This window comes from Paractinoplanes durhamensis, assembly GCF_016862175.1.
GTDB lineage: Bacteria > Actinomycetota > Actinomycetes > Mycobacteriales > Micromonosporaceae > Actinoplanes > Actinoplanes durhamensis.
Genome location: NZ_BOML01000006.1, coordinates 1 through 18857, shown reverse-complemented (window position 1 = coordinate 18857; position 18857 = coordinate 1). Strand labels below are relative to the sequence as shown.

At 70.0% G+C, this 18857-nt stretch carries 21 protein-coding genes; 11 read left to right on the top strand and 10 right to left on the bottom strand.

Going from position 1 to position 18857, the window contains the following annotated elements; genetic code table 11:
• Window positions 1-13 precede the first annotated feature (13 nt).
• Window positions 14-475: an SUKH-3 domain-containing protein gene (locus Adu01nite_RS03030; RefSeq protein ID WP_203724672.1), complete on the top strand. Its 462-nt coding sequence runs from the start codon at window positions 14-16 to the stop codon at window positions 473-475.
• On the opposite strand, the gene Adu01nite_RS03025 is transcribed toward Adu01nite_RS03030, so the two are convergent.
• Window positions 453-1874 carry a glycosyltransferase family 39 protein gene (locus Adu01nite_RS03025; RefSeq protein WP_239132100.1) on the bottom strand — a complete coding sequence of 474 codons (1422 nt, stop codon included), beginning with the start codon at window positions 1872-1874 and terminating at the stop codon, window positions 453-455. The two genes, Adu01nite_RS03030 and Adu01nite_RS03025, sit on opposite strands and share 23 nt — an antisense overlap.
• A 308-nt stretch (window positions 1875-2182) precedes the next feature.
• On the opposite strand from Adu01nite_RS03025, the gene Adu01nite_RS03020 reads away from it, so the two are divergent.
• The 3 genes from Adu01nite_RS03020 (at window position 2183) to Adu01nite_RS03005 (ending at window position 5512) form a co-directional block, all read left to right on the top strand.
• A complete protein-coding gene (locus tag Adu01nite_RS03020; RefSeq protein ID WP_203724671.1) occupies window positions 2183-3874 on the top strand; it encodes a nitrite/sulfite reductase in 1692 nt (563 codons plus the stop codon).
• A 151-nt stretch (window positions 3875-4025) separates the two neighbouring features.
• The gene (locus tag Adu01nite_RS03010) at window positions 4026-4778 is read left to right on the top strand and encodes a phosphoadenylyl-sulfate reductase (protein ID WP_203724669.1); all 753 of its coding nucleotides are present in this window, start codon (window positions 4026-4028) and stop codon (window positions 4776-4778) included.
• Window positions 4760-5512 (top strand): sirohydrochlorin chelatase, encoded by a 753-nt coding sequence (locus Adu01nite_RS03005; protein ID WP_203724668.1) that lies wholly within the window; start codon window positions 4760-4762, stop codon window positions 5510-5512. The genes Adu01nite_RS03010 and Adu01nite_RS03005 overlap by 19 nt, the downstream gene beginning before the upstream one ends.
• Before the next feature lie 280 nt (window positions 5513-5792).
• On the opposite strand, the gene Adu01nite_RS03000 is transcribed toward Adu01nite_RS03005, so the two are convergent.
• Window positions 5793-6047 carry a WhiB family transcriptional regulator gene (locus tag Adu01nite_RS03000; protein WP_093619131.1) on the bottom strand — a complete coding sequence of 85 codons (255 nt, stop codon included), beginning with the start codon at window positions 6045-6047 and terminating at the stop codon, window positions 5793-5795.
• A 404-nt stretch (window positions 6048-6451) separates the two neighbouring features.
• Window positions 6452-7402, bottom strand: coding sequence for a diacylglycerol/lipid kinase family protein (locus Adu01nite_RS02995; protein ID WP_203724667.1), 951 nt, complete (start codon window positions 7400-7402; stop codon window positions 6452-6454).
• Window positions 7403-7454: 52 nt separating this feature from the next.
• Between Adu01nite_RS02995 and Adu01nite_RS02990 the strand changes: the two genes are divergently transcribed.
• Both Adu01nite_RS02990 and Adu01nite_RS02985 read left to right on the top strand, forming a co-directional pair.
• Window positions 7455-7850 carry a hypothetical protein gene (locus Adu01nite_RS02990; protein ID WP_239132099.1) on the top strand — a complete coding sequence of 132 codons (396 nt, stop codon included), beginning with the start codon at window positions 7455-7457 and terminating at the stop codon, window positions 7848-7850.
• A 38-nt stretch (window positions 7851-7888) separates the two neighbouring features.
• Entirely contained in the window at window positions 7889-8611 is a 723-nt protein-coding gene (locus Adu01nite_RS02985; RefSeq protein WP_203724666.1) for a FadR/GntR family transcriptional regulator, read from the top strand.
• Here Adu01nite_RS02985 and Adu01nite_RS02980 read toward each other — a convergent pair.
• From Adu01nite_RS02980 to sodN, 3 genes are read right to left on the bottom strand one after another with little or no spacing between them, the layout of a single operon-like run.
• The gene (locus tag Adu01nite_RS02980) at window positions 8589-9008 is read right to left on the bottom strand and encodes an ATP-binding protein (RefSeq protein ID WP_203724665.1); all 420 of its coding nucleotides are present in this window, start codon (window positions 9006-9008) and stop codon (window positions 8589-8591) included. The genes Adu01nite_RS02985 and Adu01nite_RS02980 overlap by 23 nt on opposite strands.
• 19 nt (window positions 9009-9027) lie before the next feature.
• Window positions 9028-9537: a GNAT family N-acetyltransferase gene (locus Adu01nite_RS02975; RefSeq protein ID WP_239132098.1), complete on the bottom strand. Its 510-nt coding sequence runs from the start codon at window positions 9535-9537 to the stop codon at window positions 9028-9030.
• On the bottom strand, window positions 9534-9938 hold the full coding sequence (gene sodN / locus Adu01nite_RS02970; RefSeq protein WP_203724664.1) for a superoxide dismutase, Ni: 405 nt from the start codon (window positions 9936-9938) through the stop codon (window positions 9534-9536). Before sodN ends, Adu01nite_RS02975 begins: the two co-directional genes overlap by 4 nt.
• An 86-nt stretch (window positions 9939-10024) precedes the next feature.
• Between sodN and Adu01nite_RS02965 the strand changes: the two genes are divergently transcribed.
• The 3 genes from Adu01nite_RS02965 (at window position 10025) to Adu01nite_RS02955 (ending at window position 12996) form a co-directional block, all read left to right on the top strand.
• Window positions 10025-10333, top strand: a complete 309-nt coding sequence (locus Adu01nite_RS02965) for a S26 family signal peptidase (protein WP_275414613.1) — start codon at window positions 10025-10027, stop codon at window positions 10331-10333.
• A 139-nt stretch (window positions 10334-10472) separates the two neighbouring features.
• The gene (locus tag Adu01nite_RS02960) at window positions 10473-11732 is read left to right on the top strand and encodes an NAD(P)-dependent malic enzyme (protein WP_203724662.1); all 1260 of its coding nucleotides are present in this window, start codon (window positions 10473-10475) and stop codon (window positions 11730-11732) included.
• A gap of 313 nt (window positions 11733-12045) precedes the next feature.
• On the top strand, window positions 12046-12996 hold the full coding sequence (locus Adu01nite_RS02955) for a zinc-binding dehydrogenase (protein ID WP_203724661.1): 951 nt from the start codon (window positions 12046-12048) through the stop codon (window positions 12994-12996).
• Window positions 12997-13000: 4 nt separating this feature from the next.
• Here the strand turns inward: Adu01nite_RS02955 and Adu01nite_RS02950 are convergent, their stop codons facing one another.
• On the bottom strand, window positions 13001-13921 hold the full coding sequence (locus tag Adu01nite_RS02950) for an alpha/beta hydrolase family protein (RefSeq protein WP_379131064.1): 921 nt from the start codon (window positions 13919-13921) through the stop codon (window positions 13001-13003).
• On the bottom strand, window positions 13903-14844 hold the full coding sequence (locus tag Adu01nite_RS02945) for an alpha/beta hydrolase family protein (protein WP_203724659.1): 942 nt from the start codon (window positions 14842-14844) through the stop codon (window positions 13903-13905). Before Adu01nite_RS02945 ends, Adu01nite_RS02950 begins: the two co-directional genes overlap by 19 nt.
• A gap of 133 nt (window positions 14845-14977) precedes the next feature.
• On the opposite strand from Adu01nite_RS02945, the gene Adu01nite_RS02940 reads away from it, so the two are divergent.
• Window positions 14978-15145 carry a hypothetical protein gene (locus Adu01nite_RS02940; protein ID WP_203724658.1) on the top strand — a complete coding sequence of 56 codons (168 nt, stop codon included), beginning with the start codon at window positions 14978-14980 and terminating at the stop codon, window positions 15143-15145.
• A 26-nt stretch (window positions 15146-15171) separates the two neighbouring features.
• Here Adu01nite_RS02940 and Adu01nite_RS02935 read toward each other — a convergent pair whose 3' ends face one another.
• Together Adu01nite_RS02935 and pta are read right to left on the bottom strand one after the other, a co-directional pair.
• Window positions 15172-16284 carry an acetate/propionate family kinase gene (locus Adu01nite_RS02935; protein WP_203724657.1) on the bottom strand — a complete coding sequence of 371 codons (1113 nt, stop codon included), beginning with the start codon at window positions 16282-16284 and terminating at the stop codon, window positions 15172-15174.
• Window positions 16281-18359, bottom strand: coding sequence for a phosphate acetyltransferase (gene pta / locus Adu01nite_RS02930; protein WP_239132097.1), 2079 nt, complete (start codon window positions 18357-18359; stop codon window positions 16281-16283). Before pta ends, Adu01nite_RS02935 begins: the two co-directional genes overlap by 4 nt.
• A 178-nt stretch (window positions 18360-18537) precedes the next feature.
• On the opposite strand from pta, the gene Adu01nite_RS02925 reads away from it, so the two are divergent.
• Window positions 18538-18857 (top strand): hypothetical protein (locus Adu01nite_RS02925; protein WP_203724655.1); only part of this gene is annotated, 320 nt, incomplete at its 3' end.

Here is an 18857-nt window from a genome sequence, read left to right as displayed (position 1 = left end):
CCTCCCGTCTGTCATGGCTCAGAGGTTTCCGCGCCGGGTCGGCCGGCGGTTGCGCCGGTCGGGCTGGTTTCCGGGCCGGCAGGTCGACATCGCGCCCTGGCGGGGTGCGGTCGCGGGCGTCGAGATGCACCCGGCGGCCGTTGCGTTCCTGGCCGAGTTCGGTGGCCTGACCGTCGGCGTCCGAGGCCTGGGCTGGGGCCGGACCGCGATGCAGGAGCCGTTCGAGCTGGATCCCACGCTGTGCGTGGGCGAGGACGACCGGTTCGTGGAGTGGGGTGAGTTCCTCGGCCGGCCCCTGTTCCCGCTCGGCGAGCTGGATCACGGACGCTTCCTTCTCGGCATGGCCGAGGACGGCGCGATCTACCTGGTGAGCGACTGGCTCGGCCTGATCGAGGACGGCCCGGCCGACGCCGCGCTGACCGCCCTCTGCCAGGGCACCATGGCCCGCGAGCTCAGGGCCGGACGAAGAGCGTGATGGTGAAGCCGCCGACCCGCCAGAAGGCCGGCTGGTCGTAGGACTTCAGGGCGGCCTTCTCGCCGCTGGTCAGCTGGTTGGTGGCGGTCGCCCGGAAGTACGGGTCGATGTTGTCGGCGGCGACCACCCAGATCCGCTTCGTGGTGCCGAGGCACTTCGCCGCGTCGGTGCACTCGGTGGCCCACAGCGAACCCTCGGTCACCTCGTCCGCGACGAGCATCAGGTCGCGCGGGGTGCGGTCGCGTAAGTAATAGGCCAGCCCCAGGTCGACCACCTGCCAGCCGTCGCGCGGTGCGTAGACGATGCCGTCGCCGGCGGCCTGGTTGTCCCGGATGACCTCGGCGGCGGCCCGGTAGTCCCACGACGAGTGGTCCCGGCGGATCTCCTGCTGCTTCGGGAGGCCGGCGGCGCCGAGCACCAGCACGGCGGCCAGCGCCACCGGCAGGCGGACGACGGTCAGGCCGGCGCCGGCCAGGGCACACAGCAGGGGTACGCAGAACAGCAGGTAACGGGCCACGAAGATGGGTGCGCCCCCATGGTCGTACGCATAAAGCAGGCCGACCGGCAGCAACACCGCCGCCCAGAGTGCCGCCGCCGGGGTTGCTCGTCCGCGCTGCAGCGCGGTGACGGCGAGGATCGCCACCGCGCCGCCCACCGCCGGCACCAGGAAGAGGTTGCCGGGAAACTCGGCCAGGGTCGTCAGGTCGGCCGCCTTCAGCCAGTTGAGCTGGGCCGACTGCTGGCCCAGCCCGCCCGCGGTCAGCGGCAGCATCGCCCCGATCCCGGCCCCGGCCGCGAGGAACCACCACAGCGCCCGCCATCGGCCGTCCCGCCGGACCGCGACCAGCACCAGCACCGCATGCCCGGCCAGCACCAGCAGGCTGAGAAGGTGGGACAGGCCGGCCAGCGCCACGCACAGGCCGTAGCCGGACCAGGTCCACCAGCGCGAACGGTCCAGGGCGATCGCCAGCACCAGGGTGGCCAGCGTCGCGAACAGGGTGGCGAAGGCGTACCCGCGGATCTCCTGGCCGTAGCGGGAGACGGCCGGCACGATCGCGAAGAGCAGGCCGCCGAGCAGCCCGGCCGCGTTGCCCCACCATCGCCGGGCGAGCAGGGCCACGATCGCCGCCGTCGCGCTCATCGCGATGATCGACGGCACCCGCATGGCGATCACCGAGTCGCCGAACCCATCGATCCAGGCGTGCAGGAACAGGTAGTACGGAACCAGGACGCCGTCGATGTGCCGGCCCATCGCGAAGATCTGCGGCACCGTCCGGGTGGCCGCGCTCCAGCTCGCCATCTCGTCCCGCCACGGCCCCGGGTCGCCCGCCCGGTAGCTCACCACCAGCGCGGTGATCAGCGCAGGTAGCGCCCAGTGGAGATGACGAGAGAGCTTCACGGAGTAAGAGACTCCCAGGTGAACTTGTGTGCTCGTACGCACACTCCCGGAATCTGGACCACACTGGCCCAGAATGCCTCCGTGTGCGAGGCTAGCGACATGACCGCTGCTGTTGACCGCCGCTTCGTGGCTCGCCGCCACGTCGATTACGGCCGCGTCCGCAGCGCGATGTGTCCGGCTTACTGACGCCGCCCGATTTGAGTCCGGGCGTGCGAGACGCGCCGGCACTCTCCTGACACAGACGTCACGAGTCCTCCAAATGCCGCAAGCGTCGAAGCGCGCCCACCGACATCCGGAGGACCGCCGACATGGCGCTCAGCAGCACCCCCGCTTCACCGGCCGCCCGCCCTCGTAAGGCGCGTGGTGAGGGTCAGTGGGCGCTCGGACACCGCGAGCCGCTCAACCCCAACGAGCGCAGCAAGAAGGACGACAACCCGCTCAACGTCCGGGCGCGGATCGAGAACATCTACGCCCACCGCGGCTTCTCCTCGATCGACCCGGCCGACCTGCGCGGCCGGTTCCGCTGGTGGGGGCTCTACACCCAGCGCAAGGCCGGGATCGACGGCGGCCGCACCGCGGTGCTCGAGCCGGAAGAGCTCGAGGACGAGTACTTCATGCTTCGCGTCCGGGTCGACGGCGGCGCGCTCAACCTGGCCCAGCTGCGGGCCATCGCCGGCATCTCCACCGAGTTCGGCCGGGACTCGGCCGACATCACCGACCGGCAGAACATCCAGATGCACTGGATCCGGGTCGAGGACATGCCGGAGATCTGGCGCCGGCTCGAAGCGGTCGGGCTGCAGACCACCGAGGCCTGCGGTGACTGCCCCCGCGTCGTGCTCGGGTCGCCGGTCGCCGGGGTCTCGGCCGACGAGGTGATCGACGCGACGCCGGCGATCGACGAGATCGTCAAGCGCTACGTGGGCGACCCGGCCTACTCCAACCTCCCGCGCAAGTTCAAGTCGGTCATCTCCTGGCTGCCGGACGGGCCCTACCAGGCGAACGACATCTCGCTCGTCGGCGTGGTGCACCCGGTCCACGGGCCCGGCTTCGACCTGTGGGTCGGTGGCGGCCTCTCCACCAACCCTCGGCTGGCCGAGCGGCTCGGGGTGTGGGTGCCGCTGGCCGAGATCCCGGACGTCTGGGAGGGCGTGATCGGGATCTTCCGCGACTACGGCTACCGCCGGCTGCGGCACCGCGCCCGCCTGAAGTTCCTGCTCGCCGACTGGGGCGTGGAGAAGTTCCGGGAGATCCTGGAGAAGGAATACCTGGGCCGCGCGCTGATCGACGGGCCGGCGCCGGACCTGCCGGAGAAGCCGATCGACCACATCGGCGTGCACAAGCAGAACGACGGGCTCAACTACGTCGGCGCCGCCCCGATCGTCGGGCGGTCCTCGGGCACCCAGCTGAGCAAGCTGGCGGACCTGACCGAGGCGGCCGGTTCCGGCCGGGTTCGGCTCACGCCGTACCAAAAGCTCCTGGTCCTTGATGTTGTCGATGACAACGTCGAAGGGCTGATCCGCGGGCTGCGCGAGATCGGCCTCGAGGCCCGGCCGTCCGCCTGGCGGCGCGGCACCATGGCCTGCACCGGCATCGAGTACTGCAAGCTGGCCATCGTCGAGACCAAGGCGCGCGGCGAGGAGTTGGTCGCCCGGCTCGAGGAGCGGCTGGCCGACTTCGACGCGGACATCTCGGTGCACATCAACGGCTGCCCGAACGCCTGCGCCCGCACCCAGGTCGCCGACATCGGCCTCAAGGGCCAGCTGGTGATGAACGCGCACGGCGAGCAGGTCGAGGGCTTCCAGATCCACCTCGGCGGTGCGCTGGGCATGGCCAAGGGCGAGACCGCCGGCTTCGGGCGCAAGGTGCGCGGCCTCAAGGCCACCGCCGAAGAGCTTCCGGAGTACGTCGAGCGCGTCGCCCGCAACTATCTGGCCGGCCGCACCGGCGGCGAGACGTTCGCCACCTGGGTGCTCCGGGCCGAGGAGGCGCTTCTCAAGTGAGCGACGCCCGATCCGCCCCGCTCTACTGCCCCTACTGCGGCGAAGAGGACCTCCGCCCCAACGAGGCATCGCACGGCGCCTGGGAGTGCCACTCCTGCGCCCGAGTCTTCACGGTCAAGTTCAACGGGTTGCTGTCCAAGGGAGTAAACCGATGACAGTTCTGGCCACCTCACTCAACCTCATCGGTCTCGGCCCGGCGCCGGTCGCCGGTCGCCGCACTCCGGACGAGCTCAAGGCGCTCGCGCTCGACGCCGCCGTCGCGCTCGAGGGCGCCCCGGCCGAGCAGATCGCCAAGTGGGCGACCGACACGTTCGGCGCGCGCTTCTGCGTCACCAGCTCGATGGCCGACGCTGTCGTCGCCCACCTGTTCTCCCGGGTCGCGCCCGGCGTCGACGTCGTGTTCCTCGACACCGGCCTGCACTTCCCGGAGACGCTCAAGGTGCGCGACACGGTCGCCGCGACGATGAACGTGAACGTGCGCTCGATCCGCCCGCAGATGACCGTGGGCCAGCAGGACGGCGAGTTCGGCCCCCGGCTGTTCGCCCGCAGCCCCGACGAGTGCTGCTTCATGCGCAAGGTCGAGCCGCTGGAGCGGGCCCTCGCCGAGTACGACTCGTGGGCCACCGGCCTGCGCCGCGACGAGTCGCCGACCCGCGCCAACACGCCGGTCGTCACGTTCGACGCCAAGAAGGGCAAGGTCAAGGTCAACCCGATCGCGGCCTGGACCCAGCCGGACGTGGACCGCTACATCAGCCGGTGGAACGTGCCGGTCAACGAGCTGTTCAAGAAGGGCTACGGGTCGATCGGCTGCTGGCCGTGCACCCGCCGCACCAAGGCCGGCGAGGACCCGCGCGCCGGTCGCTGGGCGATGTTCGAGAAGACCGAATGCGGCCTGCACGTCTGAGCGTCGTTCTGGTCGCCCACGGCAGCCGTGATCCGCGGGCGGCCGCGGCCACCACGTCGCTGGCGCGCGCGGTGCGGCGGGCGCATCCCTCGTGGGATGTGCACGCCACCTACCTCGACCATGCGGGGCCGCGCCCGCTCGACGTCCTGGCCGGGCTGGCCCCGGGCAGCCGGGCGGTCGTGGTGCCGCTGCTGCTGACGAAGGCCTACCACGGCCGGATCGACATCCCGGCGGTCGTCGAGGCGGCCGCGGATCTACCCGTTTCGGTGACCCTGGCCGAGGTGCTCGGCCCCCAGCCGGCCCCGGTGGCCGGTCGGCCGCCGGTCCCGCCGCTTCTGATCGACGGCCTGATCCGGCGGCTGCCCGCGGCCGGGCTCGACGCGGTCGTGCTCGCCGCGGCCGGGACGCGCAATCCGGCCGCCCGGGCGACCGTCGAGTGGGCTTCCGACGCCCTCAGCGCCCGCCTGGGCCTTCCGTGCGCGGTCGCCTATGCCTCGGCCGCCCCGCCGCTCCCGGCCGCCGCTGTGGATCTCCTCAGGGCGTCCGGCGCCCGCCGCATCGGCATGGCCGCCTATTTCCTGGCGCCGGGCCACCTCTACGACCTGGCCGCCAACTCAGCCCGGGAAGCCGGCGCAATGGCGATCGCCGAGCCGCTGAACGATGCACCGGAGATCGTCGGTCTGGTCACTGCCCGGGTGAACGAGGTCGCTGCCCGAACGTCCGTGGCGGCCTGACCGTGCTTGATCTTCGCACCGTGGATTGCGGAGAGTGACTGGATCATGTGGCCCCGTAGCGGGCCCGGCGGATCCACAGCGGAGGGTGATCGGGCTTACGCGGCACGCAATTTCGAGATCATTTCGCGAATCCGAACCGGACTCACCGTGATCCAAATTGCGCTCTCCGGCACCACTCTCATAAAGCTCTCAGGAATATGAGCCCTCGGTAATCGAGTCAGAACAGCAAGACGCCCCGGTGCCGATCGGCCCGGGGCGTAAATGCTCTAGGGGGATTGGTTCAGGCGGTAGGAGCGCCGACCCGGAGGCCGCCACGACGCTTGACTGCGCGCCGCTCATCTTCGCTCATCCCGCCCCAGACGCCGGCGTCCTGACCGGACTCGAGTGCCCACGAGAGGCATTCCTCGGTCACGGGGCACCGCCGGCACACGGCCTTGGCCTGCTCGACCTGCAGGAGCGCGGGGCCGGACGTCCCGATCGGGAAGAACAGCTCCGGGTCCTCGTCGCGGCAGATCGCATCGTGACGCCAGTCCATGGCGGCAACACTCCTTGTTTCGGATGGGGTTAATGAATTCGCGTACTGGTTTACCAATGCATGCGCGGTGGTGACCGTTGGGCGGGGGCCCGTCCGATCGCCGAGGCGTCAGCAAGCTTTTGTCTTACTCGGTACCGTTCGGCGCTTCTTGTTTAGGAACGCGCGCAAGCAGCAACCGGTTACTTCTTATCGCTTGTGAATGCTTTCACGAACTCGTGCGATGTCAAGGGTAGCCGCGGAATTTTCTCCGCGCGGGTGAGCTGGCTCACGACCCCTTTGTCCGGTTCTGCCTACTACTGCCAGAGCCGGTTGACGGACGCTCCCATCAATGTAGTACGGTCCGGGCCGCGTTGCCGCTCTTTTCACGGTCTTTCTGTAACGGATCGTGAGCACGTACCCGATCGTCAGCAGATCACACGCAACGCATCGGGGACGGACACGAAGTGCACCTTCTGGCGCTCGCCGAGGTAGTCGCCGTCCAGCTGAAAAGCCTGCGGCCGATTGGCCACCACGGTGAATTCCGCCTGGTCGTGCAGGTGCAGGACCTGCTTCCCGTGTGGATCGCCCTTCCGGGTGGCCAACTGGGCAAGCGTGCGTGTGGTGCTCGTCACCGCCAGACGCCGTAACGCCACCACATCGAGCCCGCGGTCGAAGGACGCCTCCGGGCTCGGATTGATCGGCCGGTCACCCAGATAGGTCCACGGTGCTGTGTTCTGCACGATGACCGTGCCCAGGTCGGCCTCGGACGGTTCGCCCGGCCGCTCGATCGAGATCGGTGGCGTCTTCCGATCGTCGCCCACCATGAACTGGCCGACGATCGAGCGGAAGTAGAGCGACGGCGTGGACTTGCGGCCGCGCAGACGGGCCTGCTCGACCCGGCGGACCACCGCCGCGTCCAGGCCGACCCCGGCGGCGAAGGTGAAGTAGCGGTCGTCGGCGCGACCCAGCCCGATCACCCGGTGCCGGCCGTCGCGGAGCGCCTCGAGGATCATGCTCGTGCCGTCGACCCAGTCACGGGGAAGGCCGAGCGCGCGAGCGAAGACGTTTGTCGAACCGCCCGGCACCACCGCGAGGGCCGGCAACGCCTGCGCCCGGGGGCCGTCGAGGCCGTCCAGCGCGGCGTGCGCCGACATCAGGCCGTTGACCGCCTCGTTGACGGTGCCGTCGCCGCCGAGGGTGACCACGACATCGACGCCGCTCTCCGCGGCCGCGCGGGCCAGCGACGCCGCGTGCCCGCGGCGGACGGTGTATTCGACGGTCAGGTTGACCGCGCTGCGCAGGGCCCGGACCAGGACGTCTCGGCTGCGTTCGCTGGTCGTGGTGGCCTTGGGATTAACCACCAGTAACGCTCGCATGGGCGGCACAATACCCGCCGAGCGCCTTCGAAGCTGTCGGTAAGGTGCTGGAGTGACCGGTGAGAACCAAGTCGTTGACAACCCCCCGACTTTGATGTGGGCGTCGTTCCTGCTCTACCTGGAGTGCGCCGGGCTGACCGGTCTCACCCTCTACCTGATCTACCGGGACGTGACCGCGGAGTCGCTGCAGGTCGGCGTGGCGATCTCGCTGACCGTGATGACCGCGCTCGCCGCGGCCGTCGTCTTCCTGCTCGGCCGGTCGCTGGCCCGGCGTGCCAAAGGTGCCCGCGGCCCGGCCATCGTCGTGCAGCTGTTCGTGATCGCGGCCGGCGGCTTCCTGGTGCAGGTCAACCCGCTCTGGCTGGGCGTGGTCCTGATGGTTTTGGGGGCGCTGACGGGGGTACTCATCGTGCTTCCGCCGAGTACGAGAGCGCTCGGCGTCGATTAGTGTCCCTCGAACCGCGAGCTAGGGCCTACCCTGTGTAGGTGACCGGATCAACGGTGCGACCCCCGGCCTATCAGCTGCTGGCGGACGAGTTGCGGGCGGACATCACCTCGGGGCGACTGCAGCCCGGCGAACGATTGCCACCCGAACCGGAGTTGTGCGTCAAGACCGGCGTGAGCCGGAGCACCGTGCGGGAGGCGCTGCGCCTGCTGGCCAGCCAGCACCTGATTGTCACCACCCGTGGCGTGACCGGCGGCAGCTTCGTGTCCCACCCCGATGCCGAGCAGCTGGCCGAGGGCCTGGCCACCGGTTTCACGCTGCTGACCAACACCGACGGGGTCGGCCTGGCCGACCTGCTCGAGCTGCGCCGCGCCCTCGAGGTGCCGGCCGCCGGGCTGGCCGCGCTGCGCCGCGACGACGACAACCTGCTCGAGATCCGCAGCGCGCTCTTCGACCCGGCGCTGGACGACCTCGAAACCATGCTGGCCGCGCACGCGGCGTTCCACATGGCGGTCGCGAAGGCCACCGCCAACCCGCTCTTCGAGCTGGTGGTGCGCCCGCTGTATTACGCGTCGTACGGCGAGGAGGTCACCGACCACCTGCCCGAGGGTTACTGGGTGCAGATCGACGCCGACCACCGGCGGCTGATCGACTGCCTGGTCAACCGGGATGCGGAAACGGCCGGTCAGGTCGCGATCGCCCACCTCGACTACGTCATGCGGTCGACCCAGGAGCCGGAGGTCAGCCCTCGGTACGCCGGGTGAGCAGGCGGATCGTCGCGTGCTTGCCGCTCGCCTCGGCCGACGCCGAGGTGGTCAGCGCGGTCAGCACCTTCCAGGCGAAGGACGACTCGGCGGGCAGCTTGGCGCCGCGGACCGTTGTCACACTCACCTCGACGGTCAGTGCGTCCTCGGTCACCGCGAACCGGCACTCGAGCTCGGCGCCGCGGGTCGCGATCGCGAGCAACATCGCGCACGCCTCGTCGACGGCGATGCGCAGGTCCTCGATCTCGTCCAGCGCGAAGTGCAGCCGAGCCGCCAGCCCAGCGGTCGCCGTCCGGAGCACACCCAGGTAACCGCCGTCGGCGGGCACCGTGAGCAGGACGACGTCGTCGCCGAGCACTTGGTCCGGGTTTGGATGCGTCAGAGTCACGTTTGCCATCCTCCCAACGGACGAGAGCCTATCTGCTGATCGGGGTCGCCGGGGAGGCCCGTTCGGCGAGCCGGGTCAACGCATCGCCCGACAGGCGGTACGGAACCCAGTCCGCGGTGACCTCCGCGCCGATCGCGGCATAGAACTCGGCGGCCGGATTCCAGTCGAGCATCACCCACTCGAGGCGGTGGTAGCCACGGCGTACACAGATCTCGGCCAGCGCCGCCAGCAGGGCGCCGCCGGCGCCGGTGCCGCGCGCGGCCGGGCGGACGTAGAGGTCCTCCAGGTGGATCGCGCTGGTGCCGGTCCAGGTGGAGAACTTCAGGAACCAGAGCGCGAACCCGATCGGCGCGTCCGCGTCGTCGACGGCGACGTGGCCGAAGACGGTGGGCTCGGCGAACAGGACGTGCTCGAGCTGGTCGATGGTGAGGTGGCACTGGTCGGCCGCACGTTCGAAATCGGCCAGCTCGTGCACCATCGCGACAACGGCCGGCACGTCCTCAGGACGTACCGGCCGCACCGTAGCGCTGAAACTCACGCCTGCTTGGTCTCCCAGAAGATCTTGGAGATCTCCTCGATCTTGCCGAGCAGCTTTTCGGCCACCGCCGGGTCGACCGAGCCCTTGGCGCCGGAGGCACCCGCGAGCTTGGTGGCCTCGTTGAAGAGCGCGTGCAGGTTCGGGTACTTCTCGAAGTGCGGAGGCTTGAAGTAGTCCGTCCACAGCACCCACAGGTGGTGCTTGACCAGTTCGGCCCGCTGCTCCTTGATCAGGATGGCGCGAGTGCGGAACTCGGGGTCGGTGTTCGCCTGGTACTTCTCGGCGATCGCCTTGACCGACTCCGCTTCGATCCTGGCCTGGGCCGGGTCGTAGACGCCGCAGGGCAGGTCGCAATGGGCGCTGACCACGATCCGCGGCGTGAAGAAACGCGGAAGTCGCATGAGGACTCCTCCATACGGGTTTGCGATGATCCGCGGTTGACACTACCCCTTACATCCCGCCGCTAACGCAACGGAGGACTGATGCCTTGAGATGGCAATTACCACTGTTCGCTGTCTTGGTGAACGGTCCGTCGATGGTGCCCGCTCTGCGGTCCGGTGACGCGTTGCTGGTGCGGCGCGGGGGACGGGTGCGGGCCGGCGACGTCGTGGTCGCGCGCTTCCGCAGCCGCCCCGACCTGCTGGTGGTCAAGCGGGCCCTACACGAGCAGGACGGCGGATGGTGGATCCAGGGCGACAACCAGCTGATCGAGGACGACTCCCGGCGGTACGGAGTGGCTGATGTCATCGGCCGAGTCTTAATTCGCTACTACCCGCGCGTAGGTCGGCTAGGTTAGTGTCCTAGAACCGCAGCGCACACCCGCGCAGCGGTTGCTACCCCGGGTGATCCCCGCATCGCACCGCCGCTCGGCGCCCATTCGCGACCGAGGACCGAGCCGGTGCACCGTGTCAATGCCGATGCCGTGTGGAGTCCCCATGTCTTTCTTCAGTTTCGAACTCGACCCCTCTCTCGCCGCCGATCCGGTCTTCGACCTGCATAAACACGGCAAGATGTCGATCAGCCCGACCGTCTCGCTGGCCAGCCGCGACGACCTGTCCCTCGCCTACACCCCCGGCGTCGCCCGGGTCTGCGAGGCCATCGCCGAGGACCCCGCGCTCTACCCCGACTACACCTGGACGGCCAACACGGTCGCCGTCGTCACCGACGGCTCCGCGGTGCTGGGCCTCGGGAACATCGGCCCCAAGGCCGCGATGCCGGTCATGGAGGGCAAGGCGATCCTGTTCAAGCAGTTCGGCGGGGTCGACTCGATCCCGATCTGCCTGGACACCCAGGACGTCGAGGGCATCATCGCGGTGGTCAAGGCGCTGGCGCCGTCGTTCGGCGGCATCAACCTCGAGGACATCAGCGCCCCGCGCTGCTTCGAGATCGAGCGGCGCCTCGACGCCGAGCTGGACATCCCGGTCTTCCACGACGACCAGCACGGCACCGCGGTGGTCACTCTCGCCGCCCTGCGCAACGCGGCGAAGCTGCTCGGCCGCCAGTTCGGCGACCTGCGCGTCGTGATCAGCGGCGCCGGTGCGGCCGGCGTGGCGATCACCCAGACCCTGATCGCGGCCGGCATCGACGGCGCGAACGTCATCGTCTGCGACTCGCGCGGCATCATCCACGCCGACCGCGGCGACCTGACCTCGGTGAAGGCCGACCTGGCCGCCACCACCAACTTCTCCGGCCGCAGCGGCGGCATGACCGAGGCCCTGATCGGCGCGGACGTGCTGATCGGCGTCTCCGGCGGCGCCATCGAGGAGAGCGCGCTGGCCGGCATGGCCCCCGGCGCCATCATCTTCGCCCTGGCCAACCCGACCCCCGAGGTCCACCCGACGATCGCCCACAAGTACGCCGCGATCGTCGCCACCGGCCGCAGCGACTTCCCCAACCAGATCAACAACGTTCTGGCCTTCCCGGGAATCTTCCGCGGTGCCCTGGACTCCCGGGCCACCACGATCACCCCCGCGATGAAGGTGGCCGCGGCCGAGGCGATCGCCGAGATCGTCGCGGACGACCTGCGCGCCGACGCGATCGTCCCGTCGCCGCTGGACCCGCGGGTGGCCCCGGCGGTCGCCGCCGCGGTCTCGGCGGCAGCTTCCCGCGACGGCGTGGCCCGCCGCGAGGTCACCCCGGCCACCCCTGCCGCCCCGGCCACCGCGGACGCGACAACCTCGCAGCCGAACCACTGACCCAAGCCCAGATCCGAACGAAAGGCCCGGCGATTCTCCGCCGGGTCTTTCGCTGTCTCAAACCTTTTTGAGTACGCCGGAAGCCCTCCCGCCGAACCATGGCCGCCCCCGCCAAGCACCGCGACCACCTGCCGAAACCGGCCATAGCGCGACTCTCGCGCGAGGCGGCCTCCACCCTCCTGGCCGGTGGTGGCGCGGGGAGGGTGAGTGGCTACGGCCGGGGCTGAGCAGGCGGGTTCGGGACTGGTGCGGTTGTGGACGTTCGGCCGCGTACTCGTCGAGGTTGATCTTTTAAGGCTTATAAGGTCGCAGGATGCGTGCTGCCTCTGCCACCGCCGCTGATGCTGATCGGCCGTTGCGTGCCCTTACCGTGGGTGATGTTGCGGAGCCCGTCGTTCCGGACGGGTGGGTGAGTGTCGAGGTGCGGGCGGCCTCGCTCAACCACCATGACCTGTGGTCTTTGCGTGGGGTCGGGCTGCCGGGTGATCGGCTGCCGATGATTCTCGGGTGTGACGCCGCCGGGATCACTCCGGAGGGTGACGAAGTGGTGATCTATCCGGTGGTGCCGGACGAGCGGGATCCGCGTGGGCTGTCGCTGCTTTCGGAGCGTTATCCGGGCACGCTTGCGGAGCGTGTCGCGGTGCCTCGGGACAATCTGATTCCCAAGCCGGCCGGGCTGTCCTTCCTGGATGCGGCGTGCCTGCCGACCGCCTGGCTGACGGCGTATCACATGCTCGTCACCCGCGGGCGCGTCGACGTGGCCTCGTCGGTGCTGGTGCAAGGCGCCGGCGGCGGGGTGGCGACGGCCGCCGTCGCGCTGGCCGTGGCGTTGGGCAAGACGGTCTATGCCACCAGTCGTGACCAGGGGAAACGGGACAAGATCGAGGCGCTCGGGGCGGTGCCGGTGCGGCCCGGCGCGCGGCTTCCGGAGCGGGTCGACATCGTGATCGAGTCGGTGGGGGCGCCGACCTTCGAGCATTCGATGAAATGTGCGGCCCCGGGTGCCCGGATCGTCGTTTGCGGCGCCACCGGCGGGCATCTCGCCACCGTCGACCTGCGGCGGCTGTTCGCGATGCGGCTCGAACTGCTCGGCAGCGTGATGGGGATGCTGCCGGAGCTGGCCGACCTGATGGATCTGCTGGTCGCGAAGGATATTCGGCCGGTGATCGACTCGACCTACGGATTCAGCGCGGTGGCCGACGCCTTCGCCCACCTGGAGTCGGGCGACGTGTTCGGCAAGGTCGCGCTCGACTTCCTGCACTGAGGTCTCACAGGCGGTCGGTCAGCGTTGCCAGGCCGCCCTTCGTCGCGTCCGCCGTCAGCCGGGACTTCGCGGTCTCGTCGCCGTAGAGACTCCACCGCCAGTAATCGGTGGTCGTCTCGACGATGACGCTCAGTGATCCTTCGGTGAAGTTGTGGTTGCCCTTGGTGACGGTGAGGAACGCCCCGGGCCAGGTCATGGCGTCGAAGACGGACCGGGCATCCGCGTAGGCGACGGTGTCGTCCTTCCGGCCGTGCACGAACATGATCGGCGCCTCGGTGCCCTTCAACGGGGTCACGATCAGCTGCCGGCCGGCCAGCACCAGGCCCGCGGTCAGCCTGGCGTCCCGGTTGCCGGTGAACATGCCGAGCGTCGTCACCCCACCCGCGGAATGGCCGCCCGCCGCGATCCGGTCGGTGTCGATCCAGTCCGGGTATTTCTTCAGCAGCTCGCCGATCACATAACTGGCGTCGGCCGGCTGGTTGACCACGTCCACCGCGTTGAAGTCGCGCACCCCTTCCGAGGTGTGCGGGTAGGCGGGGGCGGCGACGATGAACCCGGCCTTCGCCCACGTGGTGATCAGCTCGGCGTAGTTGCTGGGCTTGGCGGTCAGGCCGTGGCTGAACAGGATCAGCGGGAACGGGCCACCGCTGGCCGGGTGCCAGATCGTGGTCGGCAGCGGCCGGTCGTCGCCACGGCTGAACGACACCTCCGTGGTCTGGATCTCGAAGGCCTCGGCCGGCGCGGTGTCGGCGGCTTCGCTCGCCTCGCCCGCGTCGCTCGCCTCGCCCGCGTCGCTCGCCTTTGTCGCCGGTGCGCTGCTGATCGGTTGTTGAGCCGTCGTGGACGCCTTCGACGTCGAACACGCGGCCACCGCGGCCGTAGCGCCTGCTGCGACAAGGACTTTGATCAAGGTACGCCGTTGCACCGGGCCCATTGTGCAGTCGATACCTGTGCGTCAGCTGGGCCCGAGCTGCAGACCATCCGGGGCAGCCGGCGGCGGGCGGATTCGTCGCCGGTCAGTGTCCAGCGCAGGAAGTCGATCACCGTGACCCGCATCGTGTCGTAGCCGAGGTCGCCCGGCCGCAGGTAGGTGGCGTGCGAGTTGTGGCGCAGGAACATGTAAGCCTTGGGCCACGGGATCCGCTCCCAGGCCGCGTGGCTCACCGTCCGCGGCACCACCGGGTCGGCCGTACCCTGCAGGAACAGCATGCGAGCCGGCGGTCCGGCGAACGCGCCCGGCGCCGCCCAGCCGGCCATCACGATGCCGGCCCGCAGCCGCGGATCGTGGCCGGCGGTGAACAGTCCGGTCGTGGTGTAGCCGCCGGCCGAATGCCCGATCGCGGCCTGATGCTCGGCGTCGATCCGATGCCAGAGTGGGTCGGTGCGGGTGTAGTTGAGGCGGAGTACGCGGGACAGGACGTAGCGGGCGTCGGCCGGCTGGTGCACGATGTCGGCCCGCCGGAAGTCGGTGGTGAACTCGCTCGTGTGCGGGTAGGTCGGCGCGGCGACGATGAAGCCGGCGGCGGCGAACGCGGCGGAGTAGCGCTCGGCCGAGCCGGACAGCCCGTGGCTGAAAAGCACGAGCGGGAAGCGGCCCGCGGCCGGGGCCGTCCCCGTCGGTGTCGCCGGGTAGAAGATCAGCGTGGGCAGCGGGCGACTGTGGCCTCGGTGCAGGTCCAAGCGGCGCACCCCGACCGGATAGGTCGGGTAGTCGGGCATCGGCGGGAACTCGGCCGGCGCTGTCGCGGGCGGGGAGCCGGCCTCCGGGACGGGCGACCGGGAGCAGCCGCCGGTCGTCAACACGAGCACCAGGGCCACCGCCGCCCACGCCAGCCGCCCCGCTCCCATGAGCCGACGCTACGACCCAACACACCCACGAAGGGGTGAAATTGCCGGACCGGGTGAATTTCTCCTGGTAGGCGACATCACCGCTCGGGTGGGGGAGTCGGCGGCCGAGCGTCTTTTCGCTATGGTCTTGGCCATGTCTGACAACAGCGTCGATCCGAGCGGCAACACCGAGGCGTTCCGGGCCTTCACCCAGAGCACCCCGCAGGAGCCGGCCGCACCCTCCTCCAAGACCCCGCTGATCATCGCCGGCGCGGTCGTCGCCGTCGTGCTGATCGGCCTCGTCGTCTGGCTGGCCTCCTAAGTCAGCGCTTCTTGAGCTCGCGCCGCCTAAGCCAGTCCGAGCGCCGCCCGGGCCTGGTCGGCGATCTCCAGCTCTTCCTCGGTGGACACCACGCACACCGCGGTGCGGCTGCCGTCCGGCGAGATGATCGTGGCGCCGGCCTCGTTGCGGGCCGGGTCGACGGCGATGCCCAGCGGTTCCAGACCGGCGAGTGACTCCGCCCGCACCTCGGGGGAGTGCTCGCCGACGCCGGCCGTGAACGTGATGGCGTCCACCCGGCCGAGCACCGCCAGGTAGGCGCCGACGGTTTCGCGCAGCCGCCGCAGGTAGACGGCGAAGGCCAGGGTCGCGGCCTGGTCACCGGCCGCGCGGCGCTCCTCGACGGCGCGCATGTCGTTGTCGCCGCACAGGCCGAGCACGCCGCCGTGCCGGGTCAGCGAATCCTCGATCTCGTCGAGCGGCATGCCCGCCACCCGGTGCAGGTGGAAGATCACCGTCGGGTCGATCGAGCCGCTGCGGGTGCCCATCACCAGGCCGTCCAGCGGGGACAGGCCCATCGACGTGGCCACGCTGCGGCCGCCCTGCACCGCGGTCGCGCTCGCGCCGTTGCCCAGATGCAGGGTGATCACGTTGGTGTCCTCGACCGGCTTGCCGAGGATCTCGGCGGTGCGGCGGGCAACGTACGCGTGTGAGGTGCCGTGGAACCCGTAGCGCCGGATCTGCCACTTGGCCGCCAACTCCGCGTCGATCGCCCAGGTCACCCCCTCGGGCGGGATGGTGGCGTGGAACGCGGTGTCGAAGACGGCCACCTGCGGCACGTCGGGCAGCAGGTGGCGGGCCACCTCGAGGCCGGTCACCGCGGCCGGGTTGTGCAGCGGCGCCAGCGGGATCAGCGACTCTATCCGGGCCACCACGTCGTCGTCGACCACGGTCGGCTCGGTGAAGTCGGAGCCGCCGTGCACGACCCGGTGCCCGACCGCGGCCAGGCCCGCCAGGTCGGTCGCCGACATGATCTTCTGCAGCGCCTCCCGATGGTCGGCCGTGTCGCCGCCGGGCTCGCCGATCTTCTCGACCAGCCCCTTCGCCAGCGTCGCGCTGCCGTCGAAGAGCCGGTATTTCACCGAGGAGGAACCGCTGTTGAGCACCAAAACCCTGGTCATCGAGCCGCCGCCTGAATCGCCGTGATCGCCACTGTGTTGACGATGTCCTTGACCGTCGCACCGCGGGACAGGTCGTTGACCGGTCGCCGCAGCCCCTGCATGACCGGCCCGACCGCAACCGCGTGGGCCGACCGCTGGACCGCCTTGTAGGTGTTGTTCCCAGTATTGAGGTCGGGGAACACGAAGACGGTCGCCTTTCCGGCAACGGTGCTGTCCGGCAGCTTGGTGGCCGCCACCGCCGGGTCGACCGCCGCGTCGTACTGGATCGGGCCCTCCACCGGCAGGTCGGGCCGGCGCTCGCGGACCAGCGCGGTGGCCGCCGCGACCTTCTCCACGTCGGCGCCGGCGCCGGAGCTGCCGGTCGAGTAGGAGAGCATCGCGACCCGCGGCTCGATGCCGAACGCGGCGGCCGTGTCGGCCGAGGAGAGCGCGATGTCGGCCAGCTGCGCGGCGTCCGGGTCGGGGTTGACCGCGCAGTCGCCGTAGACCAGCACCCGGTCGGCCAGCAGCATGAAGAACACGCTGGAGGCGACCGACAGGCCCGGCACCGTGCGGATGATCTCGAAGGCGGGGCGGATGGTCGCGGCCGTGGTGTGGTTGGCGCCGGAGACCATGCCGTCGGCATACCCCTCCTCGACCATCAGGGTGCCGAAGTAGTTGACGTCGCGAACCACGTCATACGCCAGATCCAGCGTTACGCCCCTCTTCGCGCGCAGCTCGGCGTAGCGCGACGCGAAGCGGTCGCGCCACTCGCTCGTCTCCGGGTCGACCAGGTTGGCGCCGCCGATCGCGACGCCGAGCTCGCGGGCCCGGCGGGTGATCTCGGCCCGGTCGCCCAGCAGGGTCAGCTCGGCGACGCCACGGCGCAGCAGCGTCTCGGTGGCGCGCAGGATCCGCTCGTCGGTGCCCTCCGGCAGCACCAGGTGCCGTCGCTCGCCGCGGGCCTTGTCGATCAGATCGTTCTCGAACATGAGCGGGGTCACCCGCGAGGATCGGGCCACGTCGAGGATCCGGGCGAGCTCGGCAGTGTCGACGAACTCCTCGAACGCGCCCAGCGCCGCCTCGACCTTGCGCGGGGTGCCGACGCTCAGCCGCGCCTCGATGTGGGAGGCGGAGGCGATCGTGTGGTAGCTGTCGGCCTTCACCACCAGCATCGCCAGCCCCGTGTTGAGCTTCTCGATCACCGCCACCGCGCGCGGGTCGGGCGCCTCACCCAGGGTCAGCACCAGCCCGGACAGCGTGACGTTGCCGGCCGCGTGCGCGGCGCTCGCGGCGACCAGCAGGTCGGCCCGGTCGCCCGGAGTGATCAGCATGGCTCCGTCGGTCAGGTGCTCCAGCATGTTGGGCACGTGCGCGGCGCCGACCACGTAATCGAGCACATCCCGGTCGAGGGCGCTCTCCGAGCCGGAGACCACGGTGGCGTCGAGGGCCGCGGCCACCTCGGCGACGGTCGGGGCGGCCACGGCCGGAACCTCGGGAATCGACCACATCGGCACCGGCAACCCGGCGGCCGGCTGCAGCGGCACCCCGGCCGGCACCCGGTTGGCGATCACCGCCAGCACGGTGGCGTCGAGGTCGACCAGCGAGTGATAGGCGCTGCGGGCGGCCGCGCCGATCGACTCCTCGGTGCGCCCCTCGCCGCTGACCACCGGGATCACGACGCTGCCGAACTCGGTCGCGAGCCGGGCGTTGAAGCCGAGCTCGCGGGGCATCTCGTCGCCACCGCTCGCCGGGCTGCCGGTGAAGTCGCTGCCGATCACCACCACCGAGGCGCAGCGCCGCTCGACCTCGCGGTAGCGCTCGACGATCCGGGCGATCAGCTCCTCCCACTTGCCGTCGGCCACCAGCTGGCCGGCCTCGGCCGCGGTGACGCCGAACGAGTCGGCGTAGGGGGCCATCACCGGATATCGCTCGGTGAGCAGGGTCAGCAGGGGGTCATCGCCCGGCCCGGGGAGCAGCGGGCGGAACACACCGATCCGAGCCACCTGGCGGGAGAGCAGCTCGACCAAGCCGAGCGCAACGGTGCTCTTACCAACCCCAGGCCCAAGTCCGGCCACATAGACGCTTCGTGCCACGCCCCCAACGTACCGGCGAAGGCCCGCCCCCTGCCGGGCCAAAAGTCCTCTTGTGGATAACATCTTGCCTAGTGCACACTAGGCGCTAGTCACCCCCTTATCCACAGGCCAGATGCGTGGCACTTGTGGCGTCTGCCGTGCTCGGTACGGTCCATCCCAACCAAACCTGGAGGTCCCGATGAATGCTCAATTCGAGAAGCGCCTGGTGGCGGTAGAGAAGCGCGTGGAGCTCGAAGCTGAGTTACGCGCCAAGGTCGATCGAGATCTCGCCGACCTTCAGAGCAGCCAGCGGGGCATGCTCAAGGTGGTCAACGCTCTTCGCGAAACGCAGGTGAAGCAGGGCAGAACCATCGATCGGCTGGACCAGCGGATGGATCGGTTCGAGGCCACCCAGAACCTGCACACCACCGCCCTGAACCATCACAGCGCCGTACTCACCGAGCTGGCTCAGCTCGCCGTCGAGCAGAAGCGGCGAACGGATCAGCTGGACATCAAGGT

Bases quoted from the DNA above. Each gene is read 5' to 3' on its own strand.
- Adu01nite_RS03030 (WP_203724672.1), top strand. From the start codon at position 14: ATGGCTCAGAGGTTTCCGCGCCGGGTCGGCCGGCGGTTGCGCCGGTCG.
- Adu01nite_RS03020 (WP_203724671.1), top strand. From the start codon at position 2,183: ATGGCGCTCAGCAGCACCCCCGCTTCACCGGCCGCCCGCCCTCGTAAG.
- Adu01nite_RS03010 (WP_203724669.1), top strand. From the start codon at position 4,026: ATGACAGTTCTGGCCACCTCACTCAACCTCATCGGTCTCGGCCCGGCG.
- Adu01nite_RS03005 (WP_203724668.1), top strand. From the start codon at position 4,760: ATGCGGCCTGCACGTCTGAGCGTCGTTCTGGTCGCCCACGGCAGCCGT.
- Adu01nite_RS03000 (WP_093619131.1), bottom strand. From the start codon at position 6,047: ATGGACTGGCGTCACGATGCGATCTGCCGCGACGAGGACCCGGAGCTG.
- Adu01nite_RS02995 (WP_203724667.1), bottom strand. From the start codon at position 7,402: ATGCGAGCGTTACTGGTGGTTAATCCCAAGGCCACCACGACCAGCGAA.
- Adu01nite_RS02980 (WP_203724665.1), bottom strand. From the start codon at position 9,008: ATGGCAAACGTGACTCTGACGCATCCAAACCCGGACCAAGTGCTCGGC.
- sodN (WP_203724664.1), bottom strand. From the start codon at position 9,938: ATGCGACTTCCGCGTTTCTTCACGCCGCGGATCGTGGTCAGCGCCCAT.
- Adu01nite_RS02960 (WP_203724662.1), top strand. From the start codon at position 10,473: ATGTCTTTCTTCAGTTTCGAACTCGACCCCTCTCTCGCCGCCGATCCG.
- Adu01nite_RS02955 (WP_203724661.1), top strand. From the start codon at position 12,046: ATGCGTGCTGCCTCTGCCACCGCCGCTGATGCTGATCGGCCGTTGCGT.
- Adu01nite_RS02945 (WP_203724659.1), bottom strand. From the start codon at position 14,844: ATGGGAGCGGGGCGGCTGGCGTGGGCGGCGGTGGCCCTGGTGCTCGTG.
- Adu01nite_RS02940 (WP_203724658.1), top strand. From the start codon at position 14,978: ATGTCTGACAACAGCGTCGATCCGAGCGGCAACACCGAGGCGTTCCGG.
- Adu01nite_RS02935 (WP_203724657.1), bottom strand. From the start codon at position 16,284: ATGACCAGGGTTTTGGTGCTCAACAGCGGTTCCTCCTCGGTGAAATAC.